Source organism: Solemya velum gill symbiont, from assembly GCF_002020255.1.
Lineage (GTDB): Bacteria > Pseudomonadota > Gammaproteobacteria > Chromatiales > Chromatiaceae.
On record NZ_MPQG01000001.1, the window covers coordinates 286,385 to 312,141 of the forward strand.

A 25,757-nucleotide genomic window follows, 5' to 3' on the forward strand; every position below is an offset into this window, starting at 1 on the left:
TATCACTCTTCAGAAAAAGTATAGCCGGAGAAGCAGGATAAACCATGGCCTATATCAGTATCTTAGCAAATACCAATGCAATTGCAAGGCGTATATTAGAATAATTCCCTGTTTACCGTCGCCAGAAACCAGGACTCAGCAGTACAAGTAAGGTGAATATTTCGAGACGCCCAAGCAGCATGCCAAAGCAGAGAATCCACTTTGCAGGATCATTGATGGCAGCATAATTGCTCGACACGCTTCCCAATCCGGGACCCAGGTTGTTCATTGCTGCAGCAACTGCTGAGAAAGCCGTCATTAAATCCAGCCCGGTGGCTGCGAGAGCAAGATACATGACAGTGTAGCTTGCAACATAGAGAGCAAAAAAACCCCACACGGCGTCGATGACCCTTGGAGAAATCACCTTGTCGCCAACACGCACAGGGATTTGCGCAGAGGGGTGTATCAAACGTTTTACTTCGCGGGCACCCTGCTTGATGAGTAGTAACACTCGAATAACCTTGATGCCGCCACCGGTTGAACCGGCACATGCACCAATAAAACTTGTAAACAGCAGGAGAATTGCAACAAAACCCGGCCACTGGTTGAAGTCTGCCGTGGTAAATCCCGATGTCGTGGCAAAGGAGACCAGCTGAAATACTCCCTTTATGACCGACTCCCTGCCGTTGTAAATGCCGGAAAAATAGAGAAAGGCAACTACCGCGATACTCGCAAAAAGCAGGATACCCGAGTAAAACCTGAACTCACTGTCATGCCAGTAGTCACGCAGCGTCTTGCCCCTGTATGCCATGAAATGAAGTGCAAAGTTAATCCCGGCAATGAACATAAAGACGATGGCAATCAGGTGAATGAGCGGGTTTTCGAAAAAGCCCATACTTGCATCATGAGTTGAAAATCCACCAATAGCGATAGTGGAAAAGGCATGACCGATAGCATCGAACAGCGTCATTCCCGCAAGCCAGTAAGCCAGAGCACAGACGATTGTCAAGGAAAGATAGATAATCCAAAGCGCCTTGGCCGTCTCGGTAATGCGTGGTGTCAGCTTGGTATCCTTCATCGGGCCCGGGGTCTCGGCCTTGTACAACTGCATACCACCAATACGCAGCATCGGCAGGACGGCAACAGCAAGTACGATGATTCCCATGCCCCCCAACCACTGCAGCTGCTGGCGGTAGAAAAGAATCGCTTTCGGCATTTCGTCGAGGTTGGTTATGACGGTTGCGCCGGTCGTGGTCAGTCCCGAGATGGACTCAAAGAAAGAATCCGTCAGTGACATGTGCGGCTGTTCCGAGAGCATGAAAGGCAACGAACCAATCAGACTAAGTACGCCCCAGAAGAGGGCCACGATGACAAATCCGTCCTGAAGACGCAGTTCGTGGCGGATATTCCGCACCGGCAACCAGGCCAGCAGACCAATAGTTACAGTGACAAAAAAGGCGATAAGAAAGCCCTCTGCAGCATGATCCTGGTATATCAGGGAAACCAACACCGGCGGCAACAGGGTAAAACTGAAGATCATCATCAGTATACCGAGAATGCGCTGAATACTACTGAACCTCATCAGATAAAACCGATGCCAACCTGGAAAAGGCGTTCAACCTCTTTTACCTGGCCCTTGTCCATGAGGAAGATGATGACATGGTCATTCGCCTCGATGACCGTATCGTGGTGCGCCATCAGTACATCATCTCCACGCACGATTGCACCGATATTCGCACCCTCTGGCAGCTTGATCTCATCAACTTGTCGCCCGACCACTTTCGATGAGTTCTTGTCGCCATGAGCAACAGCCTCTATCGCCTCTGCAGCACCATGACGCAGCGCATGCACCACGGCAACATCACCACGGCGGATATAGGTCAGCAGTGAGCCGATAGTCGCCTGCTGAGGGGAAATAGCAATATCAATCGGACCGCTCTGCACAAGGTCAACATAGGATGCGCGATTGATCAACGCCATCACCTTGCGCGCACCAAGCTGTTTAGCCAGCATCGATGAAAGTACGTTGGCCTCCTCATCATTGGTCACGGCGACAAAAGCATCCGTGTTCTCGATATTCTCTTCCAGGAGAAGCTCCTCATCCGAGATATCTCCTGACAGAACAATTGTATCGGTCAACTCCTCTGCAACCATACGGGCACGATTTTGGTCGCGTTCAATCAGCTTGACGTTGTAGTCCTTTTGAAGTGCGATCGCGAGTCGACGACCGATATTGCCGCCGCCGGCAATGATCAGACGACGCACCGCTTTCTCGGTTCGTCTCAGTTCACCCACTACGGCCTTGATATTTTCCGAGGCGGCGATAAAAAAGAGCTCATCATCTGCCTCAATGACAGTGCTTCCATTCGGCGAAAAGGAGCGATCATCACGGTATATCGCTGCAACCCGCGCCTCATGGACACCGGGAAGGTGCTCATTCAATTCACGTAACTCATGCCCCACAAGCGGTCCGCCATGATACGCCTTGACACCCACCATGCGTGCCCTGCCCTTCGCAAAATCCACCACCTGCAATGCGCCCGGATTCTGAATCAGGCTGATTATCGAGTCTGTTACCAGCTGCTCCGGAGAGATCAGAACATCGATCGGAATTGCATCACTGCCAAACAACTCCGGGTTGGCCAGGTACTCGGGAGCACGTACACGAGCGATTTTCCTCGGCGTCCTGAACTGGTTCCAGGCAATCTGACAGGCAGTCATGTTGATTTCATCACTCTGGGTCACTGCGATCAGCATGTCGGCGTCCTCGATGCCGCTTTGTGCGAGGATATCGGGATATGAAGCATACCCGTGAACAGTACGCAGATCGTAGCGTCCCTGCAAAGACTCAAGTCGTTTTGTATCCTGGTCGACAACAGTTATGTCATTGTGCTCGCTGGCAAGGGTTGCAGCCACTGACTTGCCAACCTGCCCTGCTCCCAGAATGACAATCTTCATTTACGCTTGGCCTTCACATCAATGTCGAGAGTTTTCAGTTTGCGATAGAGATGCGTTCTCTCGATACCAGCCTCCTCCGCCATCTGCGTTACATTCCGGTCATGCTTACCCATCTGGTAATTGAAATAGGCCCGCTCAAAATCCTCGCGTGCTTCACGCAATGGCTGATCGAAACTGATCGAGATGCCAGTGTGTTGTCCGCTGGATGACAACATGCCAATCGCACTCTCAACCTCACTGACCTCGATCTCCTCATCGCCACCAGCTATCAACAGACGCTGCACCAGGTTTTTCAATTCACGTACATTCCCCGGCCACTGGTACTGGCGCAGGTAGTTTTGTGCAGCAGTGTCGAAACGACGATAGGGCAGCCGTTCACGTGATGAATAGTGATCAACATAGAAGTTCAGCAGCTCGATGACATCATCCTCATGTTCACGCAGCGGCGGAATAACAACAGGCACAACGTTGAGCTGGAAAAAGAGGTCCTCACGAAAACGCCCCTCGTTGACCTCATCCTCAAGATTTTTCTGAGTCGCGGCAATGATACGCACATCCAGGTGTACCGGCTCACTACCGCCTACACGCAGGAAAGACCCCGTGTCAAGCGCGCCAACCAGACGCTTCTGGACATCAGCATCCATATCCGCAACCTCATCCAGAAAAAGGGTTCCGCCCCTGGCCTGTTCGAGTCGACCGTAATCAATCTTCTGATCTTCTTCACGTCCAAATAGTTCGAGGGCCGCATTACCAGCTTCAATCGATGAGACAGCGACATGTACAAAGGGCCTGTCGGAACGGGCACAATTGGCATGAATGTAGCGGGCAAAAGTCTCTCGCCCGCTACCGGCCTCGCCACTCATCAATACCCAGCTGTCATGCTGTGCAATTCGTTTCACCTGCTCCCTGAGGCGCGTAATCGCCTGGCTGCTGCCAGTGGGTTCTATAAATGGCTGTGCATGCAGAGAGTCATTCGCCTGCAACTGCAGGCGGCTGCTCTGCAGTGCGCGCTCAAGCGTCAGCAACAACTTGGCAATACCCAGGGGCTTCTCAAGAAAGTCGTAAGCACCAAGACGCGTCGCTTCGACAGCCGTCTCCACGGTGCCGTGTCCGGACATCATTACAACCGGGCTCGGCAACTTGCCACCGCTCATATCCGACCACTCCTTGAGGAGTGTTATTCCATCTGTATCCGGCATCCAGATATCAAGCAGCACTGCATCAGGAAGATGCTCCCTGAAGTGGTGGCGTGCTTCATCGGCGTTTTTTGCTGTTGCTACAAGGTAGCCTTCATCCTCAAGGATATCCTTAACCGTTTCGCGAATATCCGGTTCATCATCTACGACCAGAATGTAGGAACTCTTCATTTGTTATTACCAATTGGTTCTATCGATTTATTACACGACGCTGTGGTCAGGTGCCGGAACTGCATCGTAGACATCACCTTCCTGCCACACGGGTAGTCGCACAATTGCCCGCGCACCCTGCTTGCGTCTGTTCACCAGCCAGATGCCACCATTATGCTCCTCAACAATCTTTTTTACGATTGCCAGACCGAGCCCGGTGCCACCCTCCTTGGTTGTTACATAGGGATCAAAAATCCTTTCCATCAGGTCAGCATCAAAACCGCTGCCGTTATCTGTCACCATCAATTCGATGTAATGATACCCGTCCCCATCAACAGTAGCACTATTGATCTCTACACAGCCGTCATCCAGACCTGCGACAGCTTCCTGGGCATTTTTCAGAAGGTTATGGAAAACCTGCCTCATCTTGACCGGATCTGCATGCATTAATGCACTTCCAGCCCCATAGTCCGCAGTCACACGGCAAGTTGGACTCGAACTGTAAAGCGTCACCACCTCGCGTAACAGATTGTCAAACTCCAGTGGCCTGGCCTGCATATCAATATTCGAAGGCTTTGCATAGTCGGAGAAAGCATTCACCATCTGTTTCATGGCATCAACCTGTTGCACAATCGTGTGAGTTGCCCGGTCGAGCACATCCTTCTGCTCCTCTTCAAGCAGTGGCATATACTTGCGCCTGATGCGCTCTGCTGAAAGCTGTATGGGTGTCAGCGGATTCTTGATCTCATGAGCCAGTCGTCGCGCCACCTCGCTCCATGCCGCATCCCGCTGGGCCTGGATCAAATCGGTCACGTCATCAAACATCAATACGATCCCGCCATCACCACCACACTCACTCGCGAGCGGTGTGACTTGCCAGCGTAGTGTCTTGTAACCAGTGCCGGTATCAATAACCACCTGGTGTTCGCGCTCGAGGCCAGCACCGTAAACAGCGCTGAAAAAAGCTGCCAGCCTGGTTTCGCCTGCCGCAATCTCGTCAAGCGTCATTTCCAGGCACCGCTCCATCTGCACATCAAGAATAGTGCTTGCAGCACTGTTTGCTGTCCTTAACTTCCTGTCACAATCGAATGTCAGTACACCCGTGGTCAGATGCTCCAGCAAGGTCTGCAGGTATGTGCGCTGTGATTCAACCTGGCGCTGGCTATTGGCAGCCTCATCACGTGCCTGGCTGATGCGCCTCGTCATCTGGTTGAACGATGAGACCAGGAATCCGAGCTCATCTGAATGTGATACATGGGGAAGACGCGTGCTGTAATCTCCTGCAGCAACCTGCTCGGTTGCCTCGGCGAGATTAACTATGGGCGACAGGAGTCTGCGCGCCGAATAGATAGCTCCCCATAATGCACCGAACACGGCGAACAGCAACACCAGCACAAGTGTTATCGTAAAACCGAATTGAAGCTGCTCGCGAAGGTAGGTAAGTTGCAGGTACTCCTCGTAGGACTCTTCAACTTTCTCACTCAGCAGGGTGACACGTTCGCTGGTGGGAAAGAGTGCCTGCACAACCCTCTTTGCAGCAAGATCAGCAACCACGATACGTAAATGCAACTGCTCATCGATGCCATAGGGAATAATTCCGACAAACGAACCACTCTCCCTGACTTGCTGGAGTATCGAGGTCCCCGGGGTATCTGCAACCACGACACTGGGATCCTGGTTGCGTGACAGAATCACCAGGCCATTTTCGTCCATGAGGGTCAACTCGGTCGCTCCACTGAGTCCGTGCAAGCGGCCAATCTGGCCAAGTAACTTACCGTCCGCAACAGCGACCAGCTCCCGGCTGATAGCACGTGTCTGGTTCAGCAGACGGCTCTTTTCAAGATTAAGCGATGCCTTGCCGAGAGTCAGTGCATCACTCATTGTGGTTTCAATTTCAATATCAAACCAGCTATCAATACCCTGGCGCAAAAACTGCATTGAATAGTAGAAAACTACCAGCACCGGGATTAGCGAAAGGGTTGTAAAAAAGCTGACCATACGCACGGTCATGCGTGCTCCCGGCACCCCGTTTCGGTAAGACCTGAAAAGCCTGTAGAGGTTCAGAAATACGAGCCCAAGGAGGATGAAAAGCCCACTGACTGAAACGATAAGCAGAGGAATATAGAGTTTGCTGAGTGTCGCCGAATTTTGAACTGCATTACTCATCAGGTGTAAGGTCACCAGCAATACCAGCATCAAAAATCCGGCATAAGCAGCTCGTAGTTTGAGCCTGTTTATTGATTCAGCGACCATTCACTCCATCCACTCTGCTGTTGCCACTGCGATGACAGGTAGGCCCTTGGGCGCATCGGCAATGGCAGACTCTCTATATCCAGATTGATATTTGCAGCAATGACATAGTCATGTCCTGGCAACAATTCACTGCTCCCGGCAACCGGGATTTCGCGTATTCTTCCCAGGTAACCAAACAAGGCATGTTTCGTCACAAAACGCTCCAGTCCGTTTGTTGATCCAGCACTGGAACTGGCAAAGGTTTCCACCTCGTAAATATTCGATAATGGCCTGTACCTGGCCCGGAAGATTCGCTTGACCTGTTTGCCCCTGTCAAACCAGGATGCCTGCCTGTCACGAATATCGATCTTCATGATAAACACCAGCGGCACCCCCTGGTCGAGCGCCTCGATCACAACATCAGAGAGAGTGTAACTGATATCAAGATCAGTTAAGTAGCCTCCATCGCCCTGATTCCAGCTATGCACAGCCGTGATCTCAATCCCCTTGCTGTCACTTGCGTTAAAACAGCCTGCAATGAACAGGCAAAGCAACGGTGTCAGCAGACGCATCACCCGTGCTTCTCCATTAGTGCGTAATAGAAACCATCCATGCCTGAGCTGCCCGGCAGTATCTGTATTCCGTGCGAACACTCGATGCCGGCCGGATGCGACAGCTGCACCATCGCGGCATCCGGCGTGTCATCAATGAAAGCAGAGACCTGCTGCCAATTTTCCCCGGGGAGTAATGAACACGTGGCATACAGCAATCTGCCGCCAGAGCGTAACAGGCTCCAGGCGTGACGAAGTATATTTGCCTGCAACATGATCAGCGGGGCAATGTCAGACTTGCGGCGTAACAGGCGTATATCCGGATGACGGCGCATGACGCCAGTTGCCGAACAGGGCACATCAAGCAGAATCCTGTCGAATCCCGCATCCGATAGCTGATCGCCGGGTTCCGACATGTCGAGTTGCAATACATCTGCTTCAAGACCCAGACGCTGCAAGTTGTCATGTATCAGCTGCAAGCGCTTCTGCTCCACGTCGACCGCCGTCAGGGAGCATTCAGGTTGAAGTTCAAGCAGGTGGCAACTCTTGCCGCCTGGTGCTGCACAGGCGTCAAGAACTGTATCGCCCGGTTGTGGCTCGAGAAAGAGCGCCGCCAACTGGGCACCTGCATCCTGCACTGAAACCAGCCCTTTATCGAAGCCGGGCAGCTTATCGACGCTGACCGGCTGATCCAGAACCAGCGCTTGCGGAACATGCTCCACAGGCCTGCTGGTCATTCCTGCCCGGACAAGAGATTCAGCATAGTCCGTGACCGTGGTCAGCCTGGAATTGATCCGCAGGGTCATCGGCGGGCGTTGCAGAAGTGCCGTGCCAATTTCCTGCACTTGTTCAGGATACTGTTCTGACAAACTGCCATAGAGCCATTCGGGGAGCCCGGACGCAATCACAGAATCAGCTTCCAACTTCTGAAGAAGCTCCTGCTGTTCACGTTGTGCCCGTCTGAGGATGGCATTGACCAGACGGGTTGCCCACTTCTGTTTCAGCTGCACAGATGCCTTGACGGTTTCATCGACGGCAGCATGAGCAGGAATACGCATGTGAAAAAGCTGGTAGAGGCCGACCTTGAGTAATTGCTCAACCAACTGCTTGCTGCTCTTCAGTCGCTTGTCGAGCAACTGGTCGAGCATCGCATCCAGCTGCAGATTCCAACGGCACACACCGTAGGCCATTTCCGCCACCAGTGCGCGTTCATTGTCACTGACATCACTGCTTCGATCATCAAGCGCGGAATCCAGTGCGCGTCCGTTGGCAACATCCTGGATCACGCGGGCAGCAACTGAACGTGCGCCCTGTTTCATTTGAACCTCATTCGAAACGTGCGCCCAGGATGTTATGCGCATTGAGAAAATCGGCTGCCGACATGGCGCGTTTACCCGGCAACTGCAGGCTCTCGATCACCAGCTGCCCACTGCCGCATTGCACGACAATCCCGTTCTTGTCAGCCGCAATCACTTCACCAGCCACACCTTCAGCATCGCACTCTCTTTCATGGCCTTGCCAGACACGCAGCTTGTTGCCGTTATAACCTGTCCACGCAACCGGCCATGGATTAAATGCCCGCACCTTGCGGCTGATCACTTGTGCCGGCATCGCCCAGTCGATCTCTCCTTCTTCTTTACTGAGCTTGTCGGCATAGACCACACCGTCGTCCGGTTGGACAACAGGAGATGCTTCTCCCGATTCAAGCATCGGCAGGGTCTCCATCAGGGCTGTTGCACCAAGTTCAGATAGCCTGTCATGAAGCTCACCACCAGTCTCTTTCTCTCCAATTGCTATACGCCGAAGGTGCCATACCGGACCGGTATCCAATCCCGCCTCCATCTGCATGATGGCAACACCGGTTTCATCATCACCAGCAAGAATGGCACGCTGAATTGGGGCTGCTCCACGCCACCTTGGCAACAGGGAAGCATGTATATTGAGACAGCCGAGACGTGGCATTTCCAACACCTCGCCGGGAAGAATCAGACCATATGCAACAACAACCATCAGGTCCGCATCAAGCTCGGCAATTTGCGCTTGAATCGCCTCATCCCTGAGTGTCAAAGGCTGTAACACCTCTACACCCTGCTCAACTGCAAGCTGCTTGACAGGACTCGGGCTGAGTTTGCGTCCACGCCCAGCAGGTCTGTCCGGCTGGGTCAATACGGCGATGACCTGGTGCGGTGAATCGAGCAGTGCCTGCAGTGGAGGCACCGAAAAATCGGGTGTCCCTGCAAAAATAATCCGCAGTGGCCTTGTCATGTTCGATTAGCCCTCAGGCGGTTGCCTGCCGGCTCTGTTTTTCGAGTTTTTTACGAATGCGCGTACGCTTCAGGCTCGAAAGGTAGTCAACAAAAAGCTTTCCATCCAGATGATCAATCTCGTGCTGGATACAAACAGCCAACAAACCCTCGGCATGCATTTCGAAAGATTCTCCATGCTGGTTCAGAGCGCGTACCCGAATCTCTTCAGCACGGGTCACCTCTTCATAATATCCGGGTACAGAAAGACACCCTTCATCCATGGTTTCCTCACCCTCTCTCTCAATAATTTCGGGGTTGATGAAGACCAGCGGCTGGGAATGGTCCTCGGTTATATCAATGACGATGACACGCTTGCGCACGTTGACCTGAACTGCTGCCAGACCAATGCCTGGTGCTTCGTACATGGTCTCGAACATATCGCTGACGAGCTGACGAATAACATCATTTACCTCGACAACAGGCTTTGCGTGTTGTCGTAATCTCTCGTCGGGAAAGTGGAGTATTTCTAGTTTGGCCATGGTTTATTCATACCAGGTGTTGATTCACCTGTTCTCCTTCGCATACTGAATTTATACCGATTTTATCGCGGAATCGGTAATAACTGTTGTAAACTTCAGATGATATGGGAAAAAGAGGGGAAAATCTTCTCTATATTCTAGCGGTCTGTTGTTCCTGGAGAACCAAGTATGTATTACACCATCATCAGAACCATCACATCGCTGTCGTTACTGGCAGCAGTACTGACCTTTTCATGTGCCACTGCTGCCGATAATATGCGCCCGGTTATCACGCCAAAAACCCCGCACATGCACTTTAAGGACTACAAGTCCTTCATACCAAAACTCCACCTGTTGCAAGCGAACCAGGTCAATGAGTTACCCTACATCGTGGGAATCGAGGAAGATACCCTGATGGCGACTCCCGGGGATTTGATCTATGTACGCGGACTCAATTCATACAGGGGACGCAAGTACGACATCATCAGGCCCGATGATCGCTACTACGACCACGATACGGGGGAACTGCTGGGTATCTCTGGAGTTCATATCGGAACCGCTACCACTCTTGGTGGAGACGATCCCAAGACCATGAGAGTTGAATCAATCCAGGTGGAAGTACGGCGTGGCGACCTGCTCCTTCCTGCAAGAAAATCTGCTCTCGCAAAGGGACTCAAACATCCGAAAGGACCCAGGCACCGGGTTGCCGGCCATGTCATTGATACGATTCACGGTGTCATCAGGGCCAGCCACTACGAAGTCGTAGTGATCGATCGTGGCAGCAGAGATGGCCTGAAACCCGGCGATATTCTCGCCGTCAACAGCCCTTCGCGCCAAGCCGTTGACCAATATACCAAGCAACCCCCCCTCCCCACCAGCGGAGACCCTATCAGTGCGCAGGTCGTCTATACGCCACATGAAGAATTCCTCGAGAGTTACGAAGGCCAGAAAGGCAACATGGGAGGCATCGTTGTCGATACGGCTGTCGAGGTCACCAGGCTGCCGCAGGAGTCAATCGGACATGTGCTGGTATTCCAGACTCATGAGCGAGTAAGTTTCGCCATGATCACCAACGCTTCACGCGCCATCTCGGTAGGCCACATCGTCACCAATCCTATCGTCAGGCCGCCTCGCCACTAACCAGGAACAACTCATTGACAGCAAAGGATTTGCACACAAGTCAGGCCAGGCTCATTCACACCAAGGGGGCAGGGAGTGCCACCCTGCAGCGTCTGGTCGCTCACTTCGGTTCGCTGCAGACAGCCCTGCAAGCATCACCGGACTCTCTTAACCGGGCTGCCGGAAAAAACATAGCGGATAAGATTCCGCGTTCAGATGACCCGCAGGTCAGACGCACCCTTGAGTGGCTTTCACAGCCCGAAAATGGCCTGCTCACCTGCGACAGCTCTGACTACCCCTCTCTATTGAGAGAGTGTGACAGCCCACCGGCTGCACTTTTCTACACGGGCGACATTTCACTTCTCAAGCAACCGTTGTTGGCGATTGTCGGCAGTCGCACACCGACACGCGGCGGCACTCAGAACGCGCATGACTTCTCTGCCGACCTGGCTGCAAGAGGACTCGGCATTGTCAGCGGGCTCGCTGCTGGTATAGACGCTGCTGCCCACCGTGGAGCACTTGATGCGGACGGCATCACTATCGCCGTGACGGGCACTGGCCCAGACCGCGTTTACCCTGCCGGCAATCACGCACTGGCTGTTGAAATTGCTGCCAGGGGCCTCATCATCACCGAGCATCCACCTGGCACACAGGCGCATCCCGGGCACTTTCCACGCCGCAACCGCATTATTGCGGCGCTGGCTCTCGGCATCCTGGTTGTCGAAGCCGCAGAGAAGAGCGGATCCCTGATCACTGCACGTCTTGGATCTGAAGCCGGCAGAGAGGTATTTGCCATTCCCGGGTCGATACACAACGCCCTCACAAAGGGTACCCACAAGCTCATTCGCCAGGGCGCAAAACTGGTCGAAAATGCGGCAGATATCCTCGAGGAACTCGCACCCCTGCTCGCCCAAGCCCGCAGTGACGTCAATAGTGACCGGATTGATAGCAAAGCCGATAAATCGCTTCCTGACCCGGAATATGAAGCACTGCTCGATCTCATTGCGCACGACCCGGTAAGCGTTGACAAACTCATACAAAAAACAGGATTGACTGCTGAAGTGGTTTCCTCCATGCTGTTACTACTGGAGCTAAATGGTCATGTTGAATCCTTACCTGGCAATTGTTACTGTCGTATCGCATCCAGCCCTAACTGAGGGACAGGCTCCCTCGCTCTTCGAACTATCGCATCGGAATCATCAACGTGAATGAGAACATCATCGACGTATTGATTTATATCTACGAAACCTACATGGATGGTGACCAGCCCGTGCCTCCGGACCAGATCCTGATGCAGGAACAGCTGCTTGATGCCGGTTTCCAGCAGATCGAGATCAACAAGGCTTTCGACTGGCTCGATGAGCTAGCGTGGCGCCAGGGCAGCATGTCCGGGAATTTTGACCCCAGGCAGGTTTCAATGCGCGTCTACACAGAGCAGGAGATGCAGCGTCTCGACCTCGAAACCCGCAGCATGCTGCTATTTCTTGAACAGAATGGCGTACTCGATCCGATCAGCCGCGAACTCGTTATCGAACGCGCCACCGCGCTTGAAAGCGGTGAACTCGATGCCGACGACGTCAAGTGGATTGCCCTGCTGGTACTGATGAATCAGCCCGGACAGGAAGCCGCTTTCAATGTCATGCAGGACCTCATCTACGATGGCATTCCCGACGCCCTGCATTAAAAACCTCGCTCGATAGAGGCATCCCGGCCGCTGTCGATTCAACACAATTTCACCTTTTTTCCGGAAAAGCTTGACACGGGGCAGCATCAACCGTTATTGCTAAAAAATAGAAAATTTCGGACATCGGGTCGTTTATCTCATGAATCTGGTCATCGTGGAGTCGCCGGCCAAGGCGAAAACCATCAAGAAATATCTGGGCAAGGGTTTTGAAGTCCTGGCCTCCTATGGTCATGTACGCGACCTGATCCCGAAAGAGGGTGCCGTCGATACAGAGGACGGCTTCGCCATGCGCTACGATGTCATCGAACGCAATGGCAAACACGTCAAGGCGATCGTCGACAAGCTCAAAAAGGCCGACGCCCTCTATCTCGCAACTGACCCGGATCGCGAGGGAGAAGCGATCTCCTGGCACCTGTATGAACTCCTCAAGGGCCGCAAGGTACTCAAGGAGAAGCCCGTACATCGCGTGGTGTTCCACGAAATTACCAAGAAAGCGATCCAGGAAGCAGTCGACCACCCCCGAGACCTGTCGATGGAGATGGTCAATGCACAGCAGGCTCGTCGTGCTCTCGACTACCTGGTTGGTTTCAACCTCTCCCCGCTGTTATGGAAAAAGATTCGCCGCGGGCTCTCCGCCGGTCGCGTACAGAGCCCTGCGCTGCGCATGATTGTCGAGCGCGAAGAGGAGATCGAAGCTTTCGTTGCACGCGAGTACTGGAGCATCGAGGCAGACCTCAACAAGGATAAACACGCCTTCAGCGCCAAGCTGTCACAACTCAATGGCGAGAAGGTCGAACAGTTCACTATCACCAACGAAGTGCAGGCGAGCGCTGCCGAGCAGGCACTCTCGACCGCTGCAAACGGTGAACTCGACATCCTCAAGGTCGAAAAGAAACAGCGTCGCCGTAACCCGGCACCACCTTTTATCACTTCAACACTGCAACAGGAAGCGTCTCGCAAACTCGGCTTTACCGCCAGGCGTACCATGCAGGTCGCCCAGCAGCTCTATGAAGGTATCGATATCGGTAACGGCGCCGTCGGACTAATCTCTTACATGCGTACCGACTCGGTCAATCTTGCTGAAGAGGCCATCGGTGAGATTCGCGAGTACATCACTGCCAACTATGGCAAGGACCAGATGCCTCCCGAGCCACGTATATTCAAGACCAAGTCAAAGAATGCCCAGGAGGCGCACGAGGCAATTCGCCCCACCTCCATCGGCTTTGCTCCAAAGGAGATCGCAGCACATCTCAGCAAGGAGCAACTCAAACTTTATGACCTGATCTGGAAGCGTACCCTCGCCTGCCAGATGATCCACGCCACGATAGACACAGTCTCTGCCGATCTTGGTGCCGGTGACGCGGGTGTATTCCGCGCCAGCGGTTCAACCATTGCCAAGCCCGGTTTCATGACAGTTTACATGGAAGGCTCGGATGATCAGCCGAAGACAAAAGATGACGAAAAGATGCTTCCGCCACTGACAGTGGGTGAAAAGATCAAGCTGCTACTCATTCGTCCGGAACAGCACTTCACAGAACCGCCTCCACGCTATAATGAGGCTACCCTGGTCAAGGCGCTGGAAGAGCACGGCATTGGTCGCCCATCGACATACGCCTCAATCATCTCGACCCTGCAGGATCGGGAATATGTCGAGATGGATCGCAAGCGCTTTATTCCAACCGATGTCGGCCGCGTGGTGAGTAAATTCCTGACTAACTACTTCACAAATTATGTCGACTACAGCTTCACCGCGAAGCTCGAGGACGAACTCGACGCTGTATCACGCGGTGAGGAAGAGTGGATTCCACTGCTGGAGAAGTTCTGGAAGCCATTCAAGGAGAAAGTCGATTACACCGGGGAGAACGTCAAGCGTTCCGACGTAACCCAGGAACCGACTGGTGAGTCCTGTCCCGAGTGCGGTAACGAACTCAATATTCGCCTTGGGCGTAACGGGCGCTTTATCGGCTGTTCAAACTATCCGGAGTGCAGCTATACCCGCGACATGGGTGACGGTGGCGAGCGCGCAGAACCCGAAAAGGTCGAGGGACGACAGTGCCCCGAGTGCGAATCGGATCTGATTATCCGCCAGGGACGCTATGGCAAGTTCATCGGCTGTTCCAGCTATCCGGCCTGCCGCTTCATCGAACCACTTGAGAAACCGGTCGATACTGGCGTTGAATGCCCTCAGTGCCACAAGGGCACCATGATGCAACGCAAATCGCGTCGCGGAAAAATCTTCTATTCCTGCTCGACCTATCCGAAATGTGATTACGCCGTGTGGAATGAACCTCTGAAAGAGCCTTGCCCGGACTGTGGCTGGCCCATGCTGACGATGAAAACCACCAAAAAGCGCGGCACCGAAAAAGTGTGCCCGCAGAAGGAGTGCGGATACGCCGAGGCGGTTGAAGTCGAAGAGGCAGCAAACGCCGATTAGGAAACCCCTGATCAGCCGGGTTCTACTGGGCGCAAATTGACAAAAAAGAGAAGTTTGGCTTGAAGTCGACACGTCTCTCTGGTATAAATTGCGCCTCTTTGCTCCAAGTGGAGCCGGAATTGCCCCTGGGGAAACCTGAAATCGGTTCATACCAGGGGAAAACACAGAATTTATTTGAGGCTAGAACAATGTCAAAAGTCTGCCAGGTTACAGGCAAGCGCCCGGTCAGCGGAAACAACGTTTCCCACGCACACAACAAGACCAGACGCCGCTTTTTGCCCAATCTGCACAACCATCGCTTCTGGGTAGAGAGCGAGAACCGCTGGATTCGTCTGCGCATCTCATCAAAGGGCATGCGTATCATCGACAAGAAAGGCATCGATGCCGTTCTGTCTGATCTCCGTCAACGCGGCGAAAAGGTATAAGGGAGCAATAGCATGGCAAAAGCGATTCGTGAAAAAATCCGCCTGGTTTCAAGTGCCGGTACCGGTCACTTCTACACCACCACCAAGAACAAGCGCAACATGACTGGCAAGATGGAGATCAAGAAATTCGATCCCCGTGCTCGTCAGCATGTCATGTACAAGGAAGCCAAGATCAAGTAAGTTTCATCTTACTTATCTCAAAAACCCGCATGCACTCTGCTTGCGGGTTTTTTATTGCTTGTTGTATAGCCTCCAAGCCACCTGCGTAAAAACAGATGTGGCTGAAACCATCAGCCTGAACAGCTGTCAAAATGACTCAGCCTCCACAACATGACCTCTATGCGAACAACTATCACCGCCCTGTTAATTACGCTCCTCCTGGTTCCGCTGCAGCTGCAGGCTGGCTCGCTTGATGATCAGCGCAAAACTTTCCTCGCTGCAGAAAAGGCATGGCAGGAAGATGACACCGAAAGCTATGAAAAACTCAAGTCCTCACTGGGTGACTATCCACTGCGTCTCTATCTCGATTATGCTGAACTGAAGAAACGATTCGGAAAGGCAGACAACAAGGAGATCGAGAACTTTATCGAGGCAAACCGTGACAGCGCACCAGGACAGAAAATTCGCATTCGATATCTGAACAGGCTTGCTGACAGAAAGAAATGGAAAGGCTTTCTCAAGTGGTTTGATCCAAAGGTCGATACTGGTCCAAACATCGTCTGCAAGCAACTCACAGCCCTGATCAAGAGCGGTAAGGGGAGTAAAAGCTACAAGCAGATCGGAGCTATCTGGCTCACTGCCACGTCACGGCCGAAATCGTGTGATGCCGTATTCAACTACTGGAAGAAGAAAGGCAAGCTGACACGTGACCTGGTATGGCAGCGCGCTGACCTTGCAATCAGGCACGGCAAACCGAAACTGGCAAAAAGCCTTTCAAAATATCTGAAAAAATCGGATCGGAACTGGCTTCATCTGTTGATCAAAGTCCGCACGCACCCGGAAGCCACGCTCGTCAAACTGAAGGGGAAGCACCCATTCAAGGGCAAGATGCTGGGCTATGGCCTCGCCCGCCTGGCCGAATCCGATCCCGACAAGGCGATAGAGATGCACACCAAGTTGGTTTCCGGCCTCCCCGGCAAGCAACGCTGCCATACCGATACACGCCTCGCCCGTGCACTCCAGAGGAAAGATGGTGAGCCTGTTTACGCATTTTTCAACACCGTCAAATCCTGCCCCGGGCACACTGAATTACACGAGGCGCGCCTCAAGGCAGCCCTGTTGCGCCAACGTTGGGAGGATGTGATTACCTGGTACCTGGAAGCACCGGAATCGATGCGCTCTGAAACAAACTGGAAGTACTGGTATGCACGTGCGCTTGACCAGACAGGTGAAAAAACTGCAGCCAGGGATCTTTTCGGCAAACTCGCAAAAGACCGCAGCTTCTACGCCTACCTTGCAGCCGATCAGCTAGGTCATAACTACCACTGGAATCATCGTCCGGCAACCAGCGACTCTCTCGACAAGATACGCAAGCACCCAAGCATGCTGCGCATCCGCGAACTCTATCACCATGAACGTGATACTGAGGGACGGCGAGAATGGAATTACCTGGTCAAGGAACTGGACAAGCAGCAACTGGTTGCTGCTGCCGTCCTGTTCGACAAGTGGGGTATCCACGACCGCGCCATCTTCACCATCTCCAAGGCCGGCTACTGGGATGATCTGCATATCCGTTTTCCTGTCAGGCACAAGCGCCTGGTCACCTCGCTTGCCAAAAAGCGTGGTATCGACCCGAAGTGGGCCTTTGCCATCCTGCGACAGGAGAGTGCTTTCATGCAGGATGCCAACTCATCAGCAGGCGCACTGGGGCTGATGCAGCTGATGCCAAAAACCGCCCGCCACGTGGCGAAGCAACTGAAAATTAAACGGCCTAAAAAAGATGACATTCTAAAGCCTGAAATCAATATCAAGCTGGGCACGGGTTATCTTGCAGAGATGCTCGAGAAATTCGGCAACCTCGCACTGGCAACTGCTGCATACAATGCCGGTCCCCACAGGGTGAGTAACTGGCTATATGACACGCAGTTACCCGGAGACATTTGGATTGAACTGATTCCATTCACGGAAACGCGAAGATACGTACGTCGTGTCATGACCTATGCAAGTATCTACGACCGTCTGCTGGGTGGTAAGAGACGCGGGATTGAAACACGCGTGGGCACCGCACCAGCCAACCCTGTTGAAGAGTAAACTGATCAACTCGTACAAGACTGCACTGGATATTCCACTCAAGGTTAAGGATAATCAGAATCAGACACATGCAATCGACCAGGAAAACACAATGCGAAAACTGCTACCGATAATCGCACTGCTGCTTCTCTCACAGACTGCAATTGCCGCTACCTATGGCCCTACCGCTGCCTGGGACAGGGACTCAGTACGCCAGCCCTTTATCGATGGCATCGAGGCCATGGCAAAATCCATGCGCAAGCATAAGCCGGAAAATGATGAATTGTACGGTTACGGATATGGCAATCCCTATAACCCCTTTACTACCAATCCCTTCTCTACAAACAGATTCAACTGGAACGGCTCAGATGGGCGTACACCCTTCCCGTCAGACGATCCCTGGCTCGATGAACTGCCGCTCGGCTCGGAGGACTCTCCCTTCTTCCGCATTGCGCCCGTAGCCAAGCTGTCAGGGCGCTGGCTAGGCCAGTATGGCGACGGCATCTGGTTCAAACGCGGCTGGATCCGTTTCTACCGGGTTGATGACTACCACGATGGTCGCTACAAGGTAAAAGGGCAATACCTGTACGTCTATCTCAACAACGGCCTGCGTGTCACACGCTTTCGCTATGCAGTTGAAGATGACCTGCTGGCACTGAGAAGTAATTCTGGCACCACCTACCTTTACCAGCGTTTTGAAGAAGAGGATGACGACGACTCATCCGATGACGAGCTTGGCTCCGACGACTAGCAGCAGCACTGCAAACACTCGCTTGATTGTCGCCACCGGCAGCGTATGCGCGAGATGGGCACCGAAAGAGACCGTCAGTACACTGGCAGCCACAACGCCGAATATTGCCGGCCAGTAAAGAAAACCGCTCGACCACCCAGGTAACGCACTGTTACCCCAGCCGCTGATCAGAAATCCAACGGCACCGGAAAGCGCAATCGGCAGACCCACAGCACTCGATGTCGCGACTGCATTAACAACCGGAATCCTGTGCCACGCCAGGTAGGGAACCGTCAGGGTGCCACCACCAATACCGACAATCGCAGAAATTGCACCAATCACCGCACCAGCTGCCGAGACGAAGAGTTGCGACGGTAAATCATTGTGCCATTCAACCTTGCTGCTGAGCAGCATACGCAGACCGGCAATGATGACGAAGGCACCAAAAATACGCTGCAACCAGAGTGTCTCGAGGATACTCGCCAGCCAGGCGCCGACAAGTCCGCCGATAATAATGCCCGGCGTCAAACGACGAAACAGCTCCCAGCGCACCGCTCCGCGCCTGTGGTGCGCGCGGATCGAACCCATGGAAGTTGCAACGATGGTTGCCAGTGAAGAGCCAACAGCAAGATGCATAACAATCGACTCATCAAAACCCTGGGTACGGAACAGGTAGACCAGCACCGGAACAATGACGAGTCCACCACCCACACCAAGCAGACCGGCGAGCACGCCAGCCGCCGCTCCGACCGTCAGATAAATGAGAACGTCTATCATTCCGGCATTTTCCTTGCATAATTACTTGACGTGAATGGTACATCGATTCAGGATGTGGCGTTGTAAAGATTCAAGCAGTATCCGAATATGAAAATCAGAAAAGTTTGCATTCTCGGCGGCACCGGCTTTGTCGGTCGGCATGTTGCCTATGAACTCTCGCGTCGCGGCATACTGTGCCGTATTCCGAGCCGCCGGCCTCACAGAGCACGAGACATACAGCTATTCCCCGGCTGTGAAGTTACGCAGATCGGCAAATTCGAAACAGAAGAGCTGCAGGAGCAGTTCAAAGGGTGTGATGCCGTCATCAACCTGGTTGGCATCCTCAACCCCAGCCGCAACAGCAGCTATCACGATATCCACGCTGAACTTGTGTCTCACGTTGTCGATGCGGCAATTAACTCCAGTGTTAAACACCTGCTGCACATGAGCGCCATCAACGCCAGTGAGTCCTGCGGCAAGAGCAACTATTTACGCTCGAAGGGTGAAGGTGAGAATCGTGCTCACACACTGAGCAGGCATCATATTGCCGTTACCAGCTTCCGCCCATCGGTCATCTTTGGTGCAGAAGACAGCTTCATCAACCGTTTCAACAGGCTGATGAAACTGCCAGGCCCGCTGCCCCTCGCCTGCCCTGATTCAAAATTTGCCCCTGTCTATGTCAATGACGTTGCACAGGCCTTTGCCAATGCACTTGGCTCGGAGGAGACATTTGGCAAGCGCTACGAACTGTGCGGCCCCAAGGTCTTCTCTCTGCATGATATCGTCGACTACATCATCAAACATACCGGCAGGAAAAAAACAGTTATTGCACTGGGTAAAAACTCATCATTACTGCAGGCTACACTACTCGGCCTGGTGCCCGGAAAACCCTTTACGCTGGATAATTACCGCTCGCTGCAGACACCGGCTGTTTGCTCGAGAGATGGCCTTGCCGAGTTGGGAGTGACAGCGACATCGATGGACCAGGTCGTGCCGGATTATCTCAGATGAGCCGAATCTGGCTCAGTATCGGCAGTAATATCGAGCGTGAACTGCATATCACTGAGGCCTTGTCACAACTTGAGTCAGAACTGGGAAAGGCGATCCTCTCGCCTTACTACGAAAGTCCGGCAGAGGGGTTTGAGGGGCCGGATTTCATCAACCTGGTTGCCGGTTACGATACGGATAAAAGACCGGCGGAATTGATCAAACTCTTCAACAGCATAGAATCCGGACTTGGGCGTACCCGCACGGAGAAAAAATTCTCTTCGAGAACCATCGATATCGATCTGCTCACCTATGGTGACCAGGTGATCGAGGTGATGGGTAAGCAGCTACCACGTGATGATATCCTCAAGTACAGCTTTGTACTCAAGCCGCTTGCCGATGTTGCTGCTGATGAGGTGCATGTACTGACCGGAAAAACCTATCAACAGCACTGGGATGAATTCACCCCGAAAGATCGACTTATCAGGTTGTAAAGAGGGACAGCCAGTCCGGGTTATGCTGATATTTGTCTGAACACACGGAAGAGTTAGAAAATCGATATTTCAACAAAGACAATCATTGCGGGAACCCTCCTGCTGATAACATCAACAGCCTGCGCCAGCGGCGGGGCGGGCTATGGGGGAATGTTCTCGCTTACGGCCTTTATGCTTGGCTGGTCTCTCATACCGGCTGCGTTTGTTCTCAGCATGACTGTGACCAGGCGATCTGACGGCATGCCGGTCAAGATTCCGCGTGCCCTGTTCCTGTTATGCATGCTGATCTTTACGGGAAGCCTGGGCGCACTAATCGTGCTACCCCTGTGGGCTGAGGATGACTTGGGACTTGCAGAAGCTTTAGCATCAGGTTTACATTTGTTAACATTTTACTTCAGATATATTCTCCTCCTGGTTGGCCCATTTGCCGTGACCACCTTTTGCCTGAATCTCGCCAGGCACCGTAAGAAAAACAGCAGACCAAGAACAGGCCCGCTTGCTATCCTCTTTACATCAATTGCTATTGGAGTGATCGCGAACCTGGTCCAGTTTTCTAAATAGCAGGTCAGGTATCAGGAAAAGGGGTTTCATGCCTGCGTGGCCGAATCTACCTGGCCACGCTGGACGAATCGTGAAAGAGCCGGAGGGATGGTATCCCCCCGGCTCTTGACTGTATTTTTTTCTACAGAGTCGGACTCATTCAGCGACAGTCCTATTCTTCGACTAAGATATACCCTTCACCTGTAATGAATGCCGGATAATCATACCTGCTGTAATGGCGACCCGGTGCGATCGGGTTTCCATCATAGATCAAGCTTCCAGTAACGATCGTAACTGCATATTCTACACTCCCTGTATCGATAGTCGCTCCTGCGGCCAGTACAATTTTATCGACTTTTTCAAAATGCCCATTGGTTTTCAATTTGCCGTCGGAAGAGCGTACTTCGATCGTGCCATAGTCGGAAATTTGATCAGACGCTTCCCACGCAACACCGATATTACTTCCGCTACCCTCGATCACCAGGTGATTGGAAACCGCATTCGTCCCTGAGGGTTTTGCGAGAGCAATCATCCCGCGCGCGACTGTCGTCGTCCCCCTATAGGTATTGGGATCACTGCCCTCCACAAAAAGCAGATTATTCCTGCAGCAAGCTGACCTTTCACCTGCCCCCAAATAAGTCACATTCCCTTCACCTGAGATGGATCCAGAGTAGCGAAGAGGATTACCCCAACCACTATCAATGCTGAAGTTGTGCCCATTCAAGTCCACGTCCCGGGCACATGAACCTGTTTGCCAGCCAAACGCGCCATCGCCAATAAGAACTCCGGCATGGTTTTTCGGAATGACCTGACACGGGTTGTTGATTTTACGCTCGAAAACAAACTGTTTTCCCTCAATGAAGTTAATGACTGGACTACGTAAATGCGGGTCACCAGGAAAGTCACTGACCTCGTCCAGGAAGATATCAAGAATTTCAACGCCGCAATCAGCGCCCCACCCTTCCTGGTTAGACAGACCGGACATCACCACGGCAATGTTGACAACATCTCTTAGTTTTCCGTCAATCAACACCAGAGACTGATCAACGTTGAGTTTTTCGAATTTCTCTTCGCACCCCACCGCAAGATGATAACGAAGACCCGAATTGGTAAAGTAGGGTAGTGACAGATGCCTCTCCTGGGCCAGGTGGTAATAAGCATCCTTAAAATCAGAGTTTGCCGGGGTCTCAGCGCTCGCTATGGCAGGTGCCAGGCAGGAGCCGAAAAAAACAAAACCGGGTACGACACGTGATAGATATTGACTGTTTTTCATGATGAGTTCCCTCTCAAAAACATGATTTGAACTATGGCAAGATCTCCGTTTTGGTTATTCCATCACTAAAACAGAGATGTTCTGACTGTACCTCAAGTGACCAAGTGGTGTTTGAACCAAAGTCCAACTATCAGCTTCTGTTGCCCCGTTCGATAATGATGCCAACCCCCTCGGCACCACTCACGGCACCTTTCTTGTTCAGCGTCAGGCGTACCCATGGCACACCGAACTCCTCGCGGATCAGGCGGCACACCTCTTCGGCAAGGGTTTCTACCAGCTGAAACTCGCTATTGCCGACAAAGTCGATGAGACGCTTGGCAACTGCCTTGTAGTCGAGGGTGTCATCGATGTGATCGGAGGCGGCGGCCTTTGAAATGTCCGTACCCATCTCGATATCGAGCACAACCGACTGGCGAATTTCTCGTTCCCAGTCATAAATTCCGATTGTGGTATCGATCCGAAGCGCTTGCAGGAATACAATATCCATTGTTTGTGAAGATTCAGTTAGACTTTCACCAGTGTACTGCATGTCACCACGTGTGCAAGCAGGCAGATTGTAGTGAATCAGGAGATAAGAACCACCGATGTTTGGATTTGGAAAAAACAAGTCACAGGAAGATGAGATCGCAGCTGCAGAAGCTGATGAGTCCGCTGCAGATGCAAAGGAGACGTCACTCTTTGCACGCCTCAAAGAGCGCTTGGGACGTACGCGCAGCACCATCTCTGACGGCCTTGCAGGGCTGCTACTTGGAAAAAAGCAGATCGATGATGAGCTGCTCGAAGAGCTGGAAACACTGCTGCTGACTGCCGACGTCGGTATTGATGCAACGCAGACAATCATCAGCGACATCACCGCCAGGGTTAAACGCAAGGAGCTGTCCGATCCGCAGACACTCAGTGATGAATTGAAAAGTGAGCTGCGCGCCATTCTCGAGGCTGCAGAGAAAGCAGAGATCGAACCTGAAGCGGGACGTCCGAAAGTGATTCTCATGGTCGGTGTTAACGGTGCCGGCAAGACTACCACCATCGGCAAACTCGCCAAGCGTTATCAGCAACAGGGTAAGAGCGTCATGCTGGCGGCAGGCGACACCTTCCGTGCCGCTGCCGTGGAGCAGCTGCAGACCTGGGGCGAACGTAACGAGGTACCAGTTGTCGCACAACAGACAGGTGCCGATAGTGCATCGGTCATTTTTGACGCACTGGAAGCCGCTACTGCACGTGGCACCGACATCCTGATCGCAGATACGGCGGGCCGACTGCATACCAAGGGCAACCTGATGGACGAGTTGAGCAAAATCGTTCGTGTGCTCAAGAAAATCGATCCGCAGTCACCGCACGAGGTGATGCTGATCGTCGATGGCGGTACCGGCCAGAACGCCCTGCAGCAGGCGATTCATTTCAACCATGCGGTGCCACTGACCGCGATCAGCATCACCAAGCTGGACGGTACAGCCAAGGGCGGTATTCTTTTCGCAATTGCCGACAAGCTGAAACTGCCGATTCGTTATATCGGCATTGGCGAGGCAGTCGATGACCTGCGCCCTTTCAATGCTGAAGAGTTTGTCGAGGCGCTGTTCCAGGGATGATCCATTTCGATCACGTCAGCAAGCGATTTGAAGATGGCCAATACGGCCTGAAGCAGATAAATCTGCAAATCGAGGAAGGCGCCATGGCTTTTATTACCGGCCACTCCGGCGCGGGTAAAAGCACCCTGATGCGTTTGATTGCCCTGCTCGATCGCCCGACACGCGGGCAGTTGATTGTCGATGGCCGCAACATGGCCAAACTGCCAAACAGGGAAATCCCCTTCCACAGACGCAAGGTCGGCATGATTTTTCAAGATCATCGCCTGCTTAATGATCGCAGCGTGTATGAGAATGTTGCCCTGCCGCTACAAGTGATTGGCGCATCGCCTCGTGACAGCGGCAAACGTGTCCGCGCAGCGCTCGATAAAGTCGGCTTGCTCAAAAAAGAGAAGAGCCTTCCAGCCAGCCTCTCCGGTGGCGAGCAGCAGCGTGTTGGCATAGCCCGCGCCCTTGTCACGCGTCCACCGATTCTGTTGGCTGATGAACCAACCGGCAACCTTGATCCTGAATTATCACGTGAAATCATGGATCTGTTTCTTGCCTTCAACCAGATTGGCGTGACCACTCTGATTGCATCGCATGATCTTGCGCTGATCAATCAACTCAATCGTCCCGTAATCAAGCTGCATGAAGGATCCATCGCCCGTGTTTGAGCAACATAAACGCGCCATCAGAATTGCACTGGGCGATCTGTTTCAGCGCCCCCTGGCTTCGTTGATGACAGTCCTGGTTCTCGCTATAGCACTGGCATTGCCGGCAACTCTGCTCGCCCTGTTAAACCTGGGTGAACAGTTAACATCTGAGTGGAGTCACGAACGCACAGTCACGATGTTCCTGAAGGCAGACGTCGATGCCGAGGCTGCACTGCTGCTCTCTGCCACCATCGAAGAGATTGAAGGTGTTGACTCAACCGAACTGCGCACAAGTGCGGATGCTCTGGCCGAATTTCGCCTCTACAGCGGTTTTGGCGATGCACTCGATGCCCTGGACGAGAACCCCCTACCGAACCACATTCTGATTCATCCGTCCGAAATCTCGGACAACGATGCCATCGGAGAGTTGGTCAGCCATCTCGCAACCCTGCCCGAGAGTGACCTGGTTGAATACGACCTGGCGTGGGTGGAACGGCTCAACAGCTTTACCGAGACAGCAAGACGATTTGCCGATGCACTTGCGCTCGCACTCGCTATCGCGGTAGTCATGATCATAGGCAACACGATTCGACTGGAAATTGCCACACGCCACAGCGAAATCGAGATCACCCGGCTGGTTGGCGGCACAGATGGTTTTATCAGGCGGCCTTTTCTCTATACGGGCATGCTCTACGGTTTCAGCGGTGCCCTGTTGGGATGGTTGCTGGTGTCACTGCTCCTGCTGTTTCTCAAGTCGCCACTACACGACCTTGAAATCCTCTATGCAACCAGCCTGCCACTGAACCCCTTCGACCTGCAGCGCCTCGCTATCCTGCTGCCCGCAGGCACCCTGCTCGGAATGGCAGGTGCAGTACTCACGGTTGGCCGTCACCTGGCCACGATTCAGCCTGAATAGTCCGGGCAGCCGGAAATCGCCAGAAATTGCCTATAACAACAAGAACCAGCTGGATATTGAACCCGAAAGAATGCCTCGACTTTCTGCGGAAAACTCATAACTAACTGTTATATATAGTTATT

Annotated in this window: 25 protein-coding genes; 14 read left to right on the forward strand and 11 right to left on the reverse strand. The window is 52.9% G+C overall.

What is annotated here, in order from left to right; genetic code table 11:
- Positions 1-112: 112 nt before the first annotated feature.
- Genes BOW06_RS01330 through def form a run of 8 tightly spaced genes read right to left on the reverse strand, consistent with a single transcriptional unit; the run spans position 113 to position 9,851 of the window.
- Positions 113-1,561, reverse strand: coding sequence for a TrkH family potassium uptake protein (locus tag BOW06_RS01330; RefSeq protein WP_043118150.1), 1,449 nt, complete (start codon positions 1,559-1,561; stop codon positions 113-115).
- Complete coding sequence (trkA, locus tag BOW06_RS01335) at positions 1,561-2,937, reverse strand: Trk system potassium transporter TrkA (protein WP_043118148.1); 1,377 nt, start codon at positions 2,935-2,937, stop codon at positions 1,561-1,563. The genes BOW06_RS01330 and trkA overlap by 1 nt, the downstream gene beginning before the upstream one ends.
- The gene (locus BOW06_RS01340; protein WP_043118147.1) at positions 2,934-4,304 is read right to left on the reverse strand and encodes a sigma-54-dependent transcriptional regulator; all 1,371 of its coding nucleotides are present in this window, start codon (positions 4,302-4,304) and stop codon (positions 2,934-2,936) included. The genes trkA and BOW06_RS01340 overlap by 4 nt, the downstream gene beginning before the upstream one ends.
- Positions 4,305-4,334: 30 nt before the next feature.
- A complete protein-coding gene (locus tag BOW06_RS01345; RefSeq protein WP_078454391.1) occupies positions 4,335-6,536 on the reverse strand; it encodes a sensor histidine kinase in 2,202 nt (733 codons plus the stop codon).
- Positions 6,518-7,087 (reverse strand): DUF4390 domain-containing protein, encoded by a 570-nt coding sequence (locus BOW06_RS01350; protein ID WP_043118146.1) that lies wholly within the window; start codon positions 7,085-7,087, stop codon positions 6,518-6,520. Before BOW06_RS01350 ends, BOW06_RS01345 begins: the two co-directional genes overlap by 19 nt.
- A complete protein-coding gene (gene rsmB / locus BOW06_RS01355; protein ID WP_043118145.1) occupies positions 7,087-8,385 on the reverse strand; it encodes a 16S rRNA (cytosine(967)-C(5))-methyltransferase RsmB in 1,299 nt (432 codons plus the stop codon). Before rsmB ends, BOW06_RS01350 begins: the two co-directional genes overlap by 1 nt.
- 7 nt (positions 8,386-8,392) lie before the next feature.
- Positions 8,393-9,331, reverse strand: a complete 939-nt coding sequence (gene fmt, locus BOW06_RS01360; protein WP_043118142.1) for a methionyl-tRNA formyltransferase — start codon at positions 9,329-9,331, stop codon at positions 8,393-8,395.
- Between the two features lie 13 nt (positions 9,332-9,344).
- The gene (gene def / locus BOW06_RS01365; protein ID WP_078454392.1) at positions 9,345-9,851 is read right to left on the reverse strand and encodes a peptide deformylase; all 507 of its coding nucleotides are present in this window, start codon (positions 9,849-9,851) and stop codon (positions 9,345-9,347) included.
- Between the two features lie 168 nt (positions 9,852-10,019).
- Here def and BOW06_RS01370 point away from each other — a divergent pair, with 168 nt between their 5' ends.
- From BOW06_RS01370 to BOW06_RS01405, 8 genes are all read left to right on the forward strand, one after another.
- On the forward strand, positions 10,020-10,970 hold the full coding sequence (locus tag BOW06_RS01370; protein ID WP_078452808.1) for a hypothetical protein: 951 nt from the start codon (positions 10,020-10,022) through the stop codon (positions 10,968-10,970).
- Positions 10,971-10,984: 14 nt separating this feature from the next.
- Positions 10,985-12,106 carry a DNA-processing protein DprA gene (gene dprA / locus BOW06_RS01375; RefSeq protein WP_043118137.1) on the forward strand — a complete coding sequence of 374 codons (1,122 nt, stop codon included), beginning with the start codon at positions 10,985-10,987 and terminating at the stop codon, positions 12,104-12,106.
- Between the two features lie 47 nt (positions 12,107-12,153).
- On the forward strand, positions 12,154-12,633 hold the full coding sequence (locus BOW06_RS01380; RefSeq protein WP_043118136.1) for a Smg family protein: 480 nt from the start codon (positions 12,154-12,156) through the stop codon (positions 12,631-12,633).
- Positions 12,634-12,772: 139 nt separating this feature from the next.
- Positions 12,773-15,067 carry a type I DNA topoisomerase gene (gene topA / locus BOW06_RS01385; protein WP_043118135.1) on the forward strand — a complete coding sequence of 765 codons (2,295 nt, stop codon included), beginning with the start codon at positions 12,773-12,775 and terminating at the stop codon, positions 15,065-15,067.
- A gap of 188 nt (positions 15,068-15,255) precedes the next feature.
- A complete protein-coding gene (gene rpmB / locus BOW06_RS01390) occupies positions 15,256-15,492 on the forward strand; it encodes a 50S ribosomal protein L28 (RefSeq protein ID WP_043118134.1) in 237 nt (78 codons plus the stop codon).
- 12 nt (positions 15,493-15,504) lie between these two features.
- Positions 15,505-15,672 carry a 50S ribosomal protein L33 gene (gene rpmG, locus BOW06_RS01395; protein WP_043118133.1) on the forward strand — a complete coding sequence of 56 codons (168 nt, stop codon included), beginning with the start codon at positions 15,505-15,507 and terminating at the stop codon, positions 15,670-15,672.
- 159 nt (positions 15,673-15,831) lie between these two features.
- Entirely contained in the window at positions 15,832-17,742 is a 1,911-nt protein-coding gene (locus tag BOW06_RS01400; protein ID WP_179115107.1) for a transglycosylase SLT domain-containing protein, read from the forward strand.
- Positions 17,696-18,472 (forward strand): hypothetical protein, encoded by a 777-nt coding sequence (locus BOW06_RS01405; protein WP_143555906.1) that lies wholly within the window; start codon positions 17,696-17,698, stop codon positions 18,470-18,472. Before BOW06_RS01400 ends, BOW06_RS01405 begins: the two co-directional genes overlap by 47 nt.
- Here BOW06_RS01405 and BOW06_RS01410 read toward each other — a convergent pair.
- A complete protein-coding gene (locus BOW06_RS01410) occupies positions 18,440-19,228 on the reverse strand; it encodes a sulfite exporter TauE/SafE family protein (protein ID WP_078454393.1) in 789 nt (262 codons plus the stop codon). The genes BOW06_RS01405 and BOW06_RS01410 overlap by 33 nt on opposite strands.
- Before the next feature lie 87 nt (positions 19,229-19,315).
- On the opposite strand from BOW06_RS01410, the gene BOW06_RS01415 reads away from it, so the two are divergent.
- The 3 genes from BOW06_RS01415 to BOW06_RS01425 all read left to right on the forward strand — a co-directional run bounded on the left by BOW06_RS01415 (position 19,316) and on the right by BOW06_RS01425 (position 21,249).
- Positions 19,316-20,218 carry a complex I NDUFA9 subunit family protein gene (locus BOW06_RS01415; protein WP_043118126.1) on the forward strand — a complete coding sequence of 301 codons (903 nt, stop codon included), beginning with the start codon at positions 19,316-19,318 and terminating at the stop codon, positions 20,216-20,218.
- Positions 20,215-20,688, forward strand: a complete 474-nt coding sequence (folK, locus tag BOW06_RS01420; RefSeq protein WP_043118124.1) for a 2-amino-4-hydroxy-6-hydroxymethyldihydropteridine diphosphokinase — start codon at positions 20,215-20,217, stop codon at positions 20,686-20,688. Before BOW06_RS01415 ends, folK begins: the two co-directional genes overlap by 4 nt.
- Positions 20,689-20,838: 150 nt before the next feature.
- Positions 20,839-21,249, forward strand: coding sequence for a hypothetical protein (locus BOW06_RS01425; protein ID WP_043118123.1), 411 nt, complete (start codon positions 20,839-20,841; stop codon positions 21,247-21,249).
- Positions 21,250-21,400: 151 nt separating this feature from the next.
- Here the strand turns inward: BOW06_RS01425 and BOW06_RS01430 are convergent, their stop codons facing one another.
- Both BOW06_RS01430 and folB read right to left on the reverse strand, forming a co-directional pair.
- The gene (locus BOW06_RS01430; protein ID WP_043118121.1) at positions 21,401-22,501 is read right to left on the reverse strand and encodes a hypothetical protein; all 1,101 of its coding nucleotides are present in this window, start codon (positions 22,499-22,501) and stop codon (positions 21,401-21,403) included.
- Positions 22,502-22,631: 130 nt separating this feature from the next.
- A complete protein-coding gene (gene folB / locus BOW06_RS01435; RefSeq protein ID WP_043118119.1) occupies positions 22,632-22,988 on the reverse strand; it encodes a dihydroneopterin aldolase in 357 nt (118 codons plus the stop codon).
- 97 nt (positions 22,989-23,085) lie between these two features.
- Between folB and ftsY the strand changes: the two genes are divergently transcribed.
- The 3 genes from ftsY to ftsX are packed head-to-tail and all read left to right on the forward strand — an operon-like array spanning position 23,086 to position 25,635.
- Entirely contained in the window at positions 23,086-24,087 is a 1,002-nt protein-coding gene (ftsY, locus tag BOW06_RS01440) for a signal recognition particle-docking protein FtsY (protein ID WP_043118118.1), read from the forward strand.
- Positions 24,084-24,740 (forward strand): cell division ATP-binding protein FtsE, encoded by a 657-nt coding sequence (gene ftsE, locus BOW06_RS01445; protein WP_043118116.1) that lies wholly within the window; start codon positions 24,084-24,086, stop codon positions 24,738-24,740. The genes ftsY and ftsE overlap by 4 nt, the downstream gene beginning before the upstream one ends.
- On the forward strand, positions 24,733-25,635 hold the full coding sequence (gene ftsX, locus BOW06_RS01450) for a permease-like cell division protein FtsX (protein WP_179115108.1): 903 nt from the start codon (positions 24,733-24,735) through the stop codon (positions 25,633-25,635). Before ftsE ends, ftsX begins: the two co-directional genes overlap by 8 nt.
- The last annotated feature ends 122 nt before the right edge of the window (positions 25,636-25,757 follow it).

Excerpts from the sequence above, each read along its gene's own strand:
- BOW06_RS01330 (WP_043118150.1), bottom strand. The coding sequence starts at position 1,561 with ATGAGGTTCAGTAGTATTCAGCGCATTCTCGGTATACTGATGATGATC.
- trkA (WP_043118148.1), bottom strand. The coding sequence starts at position 2,937 with ATGAAGATTGTCATTCTGGGAGCAGGGCAGGTTGGCAAGTCAGTGGCT.
- BOW06_RS01340 (WP_043118147.1), bottom strand. The coding sequence starts at position 4,304 with ATGAAGAGTTCCTACATTCTGGTCGTAGATGATGAACCGGATATTCGC.
- BOW06_RS01345 (WP_078454391.1), bottom strand. The coding sequence starts at position 6,536 with ATGGTCGCTGAATCAATAAACAGGCTCAAACTACGAGCTGCTTATGCC.
- BOW06_RS01350 (WP_043118146.1), bottom strand. The coding sequence starts at position 7,087 with ATGCGTCTGCTGACACCGTTGCTTTGCCTGTTCATTGCAGGCTGTTTT.
- rsmB (WP_043118145.1), bottom strand. The coding sequence starts at position 8,385 with ATGAAACAGGGCGCACGTTCAGTTGCTGCCCGCGTGATCCAGGATGTT.
- fmt (WP_043118142.1), bottom strand. The coding sequence starts at position 9,331 with ATGACAAGGCCACTGCGGATTATTTTTGCAGGGACACCCGATTTTTCG.
- def (WP_078454392.1), bottom strand. The coding sequence starts at position 9,851 with ATGGCCAAACTAGAAATACTCCACTTTCCCGACGAGAGATTACGACAA.
- BOW06_RS01370 (WP_078452808.1), top strand. The coding sequence starts at position 10,020 with ATGTATTACACCATCATCAGAACCATCACATCGCTGTCGTTACTGGCA.
- topA (WP_043118135.1), top strand. The coding sequence starts at position 12,773 with ATGAATCTGGTCATCGTGGAGTCGCCGGCCAAGGCGAAAACCATCAAG.
- rpmB (WP_043118134.1), top strand. The coding sequence starts at position 15,256 with ATGTCAAAAGTCTGCCAGGTTACAGGCAAGCGCCCGGTCAGCGGAAAC.
- rpmG (WP_043118133.1), top strand. The coding sequence starts at position 15,505 with ATGGCAAAAGCGATTCGTGAAAAAATCCGCCTGGTTTCAAGTGCCGGT.
- BOW06_RS01400 (WP_179115107.1), top strand. The coding sequence starts at position 15,832 with ATGCGAACAACTATCACCGCCCTGTTAATTACGCTCCTCCTGGTTCCG.
- BOW06_RS01410 (WP_078454393.1), bottom strand. The coding sequence starts at position 19,228 with ATGATAGACGTTCTCATTTATCTGACGGTCGGAGCGGCGGCTGGCGTG.
- BOW06_RS01415 (WP_043118126.1), top strand. The coding sequence starts at position 19,316 with ATGAAAATCAGAAAAGTTTGCATTCTCGGCGGCACCGGCTTTGTCGGT.
- folK (WP_043118124.1), top strand. The coding sequence starts at position 20,215 with ATGAGCCGAATCTGGCTCAGTATCGGCAGTAATATCGAGCGTGAACTG.
- BOW06_RS01425 (WP_043118123.1), top strand. The coding sequence starts at position 20,839 with ATGTTCTCGCTTACGGCCTTTATGCTTGGCTGGTCTCTCATACCGGCT.
- BOW06_RS01430 (WP_043118121.1), bottom strand. The coding sequence starts at position 22,501 with ATGAAAAACAGTCAATATCTATCACGTGTCGTACCCGGTTTTGTTTTT.
- folB (WP_043118119.1), bottom strand. The coding sequence starts at position 22,988 with ATGGATATTGTATTCCTGCAAGCGCTTCGGATCGATACCACAATCGGA.
- ftsY (WP_043118118.1), top strand. The coding sequence starts at position 23,086 with ATGTTTGGATTTGGAAAAAACAAGTCACAGGAAGATGAGATCGCAGCT.
- ftsE (WP_043118116.1), top strand. The coding sequence starts at position 24,084 with ATGATCCATTTCGATCACGTCAGCAAGCGATTTGAAGATGGCCAATAC.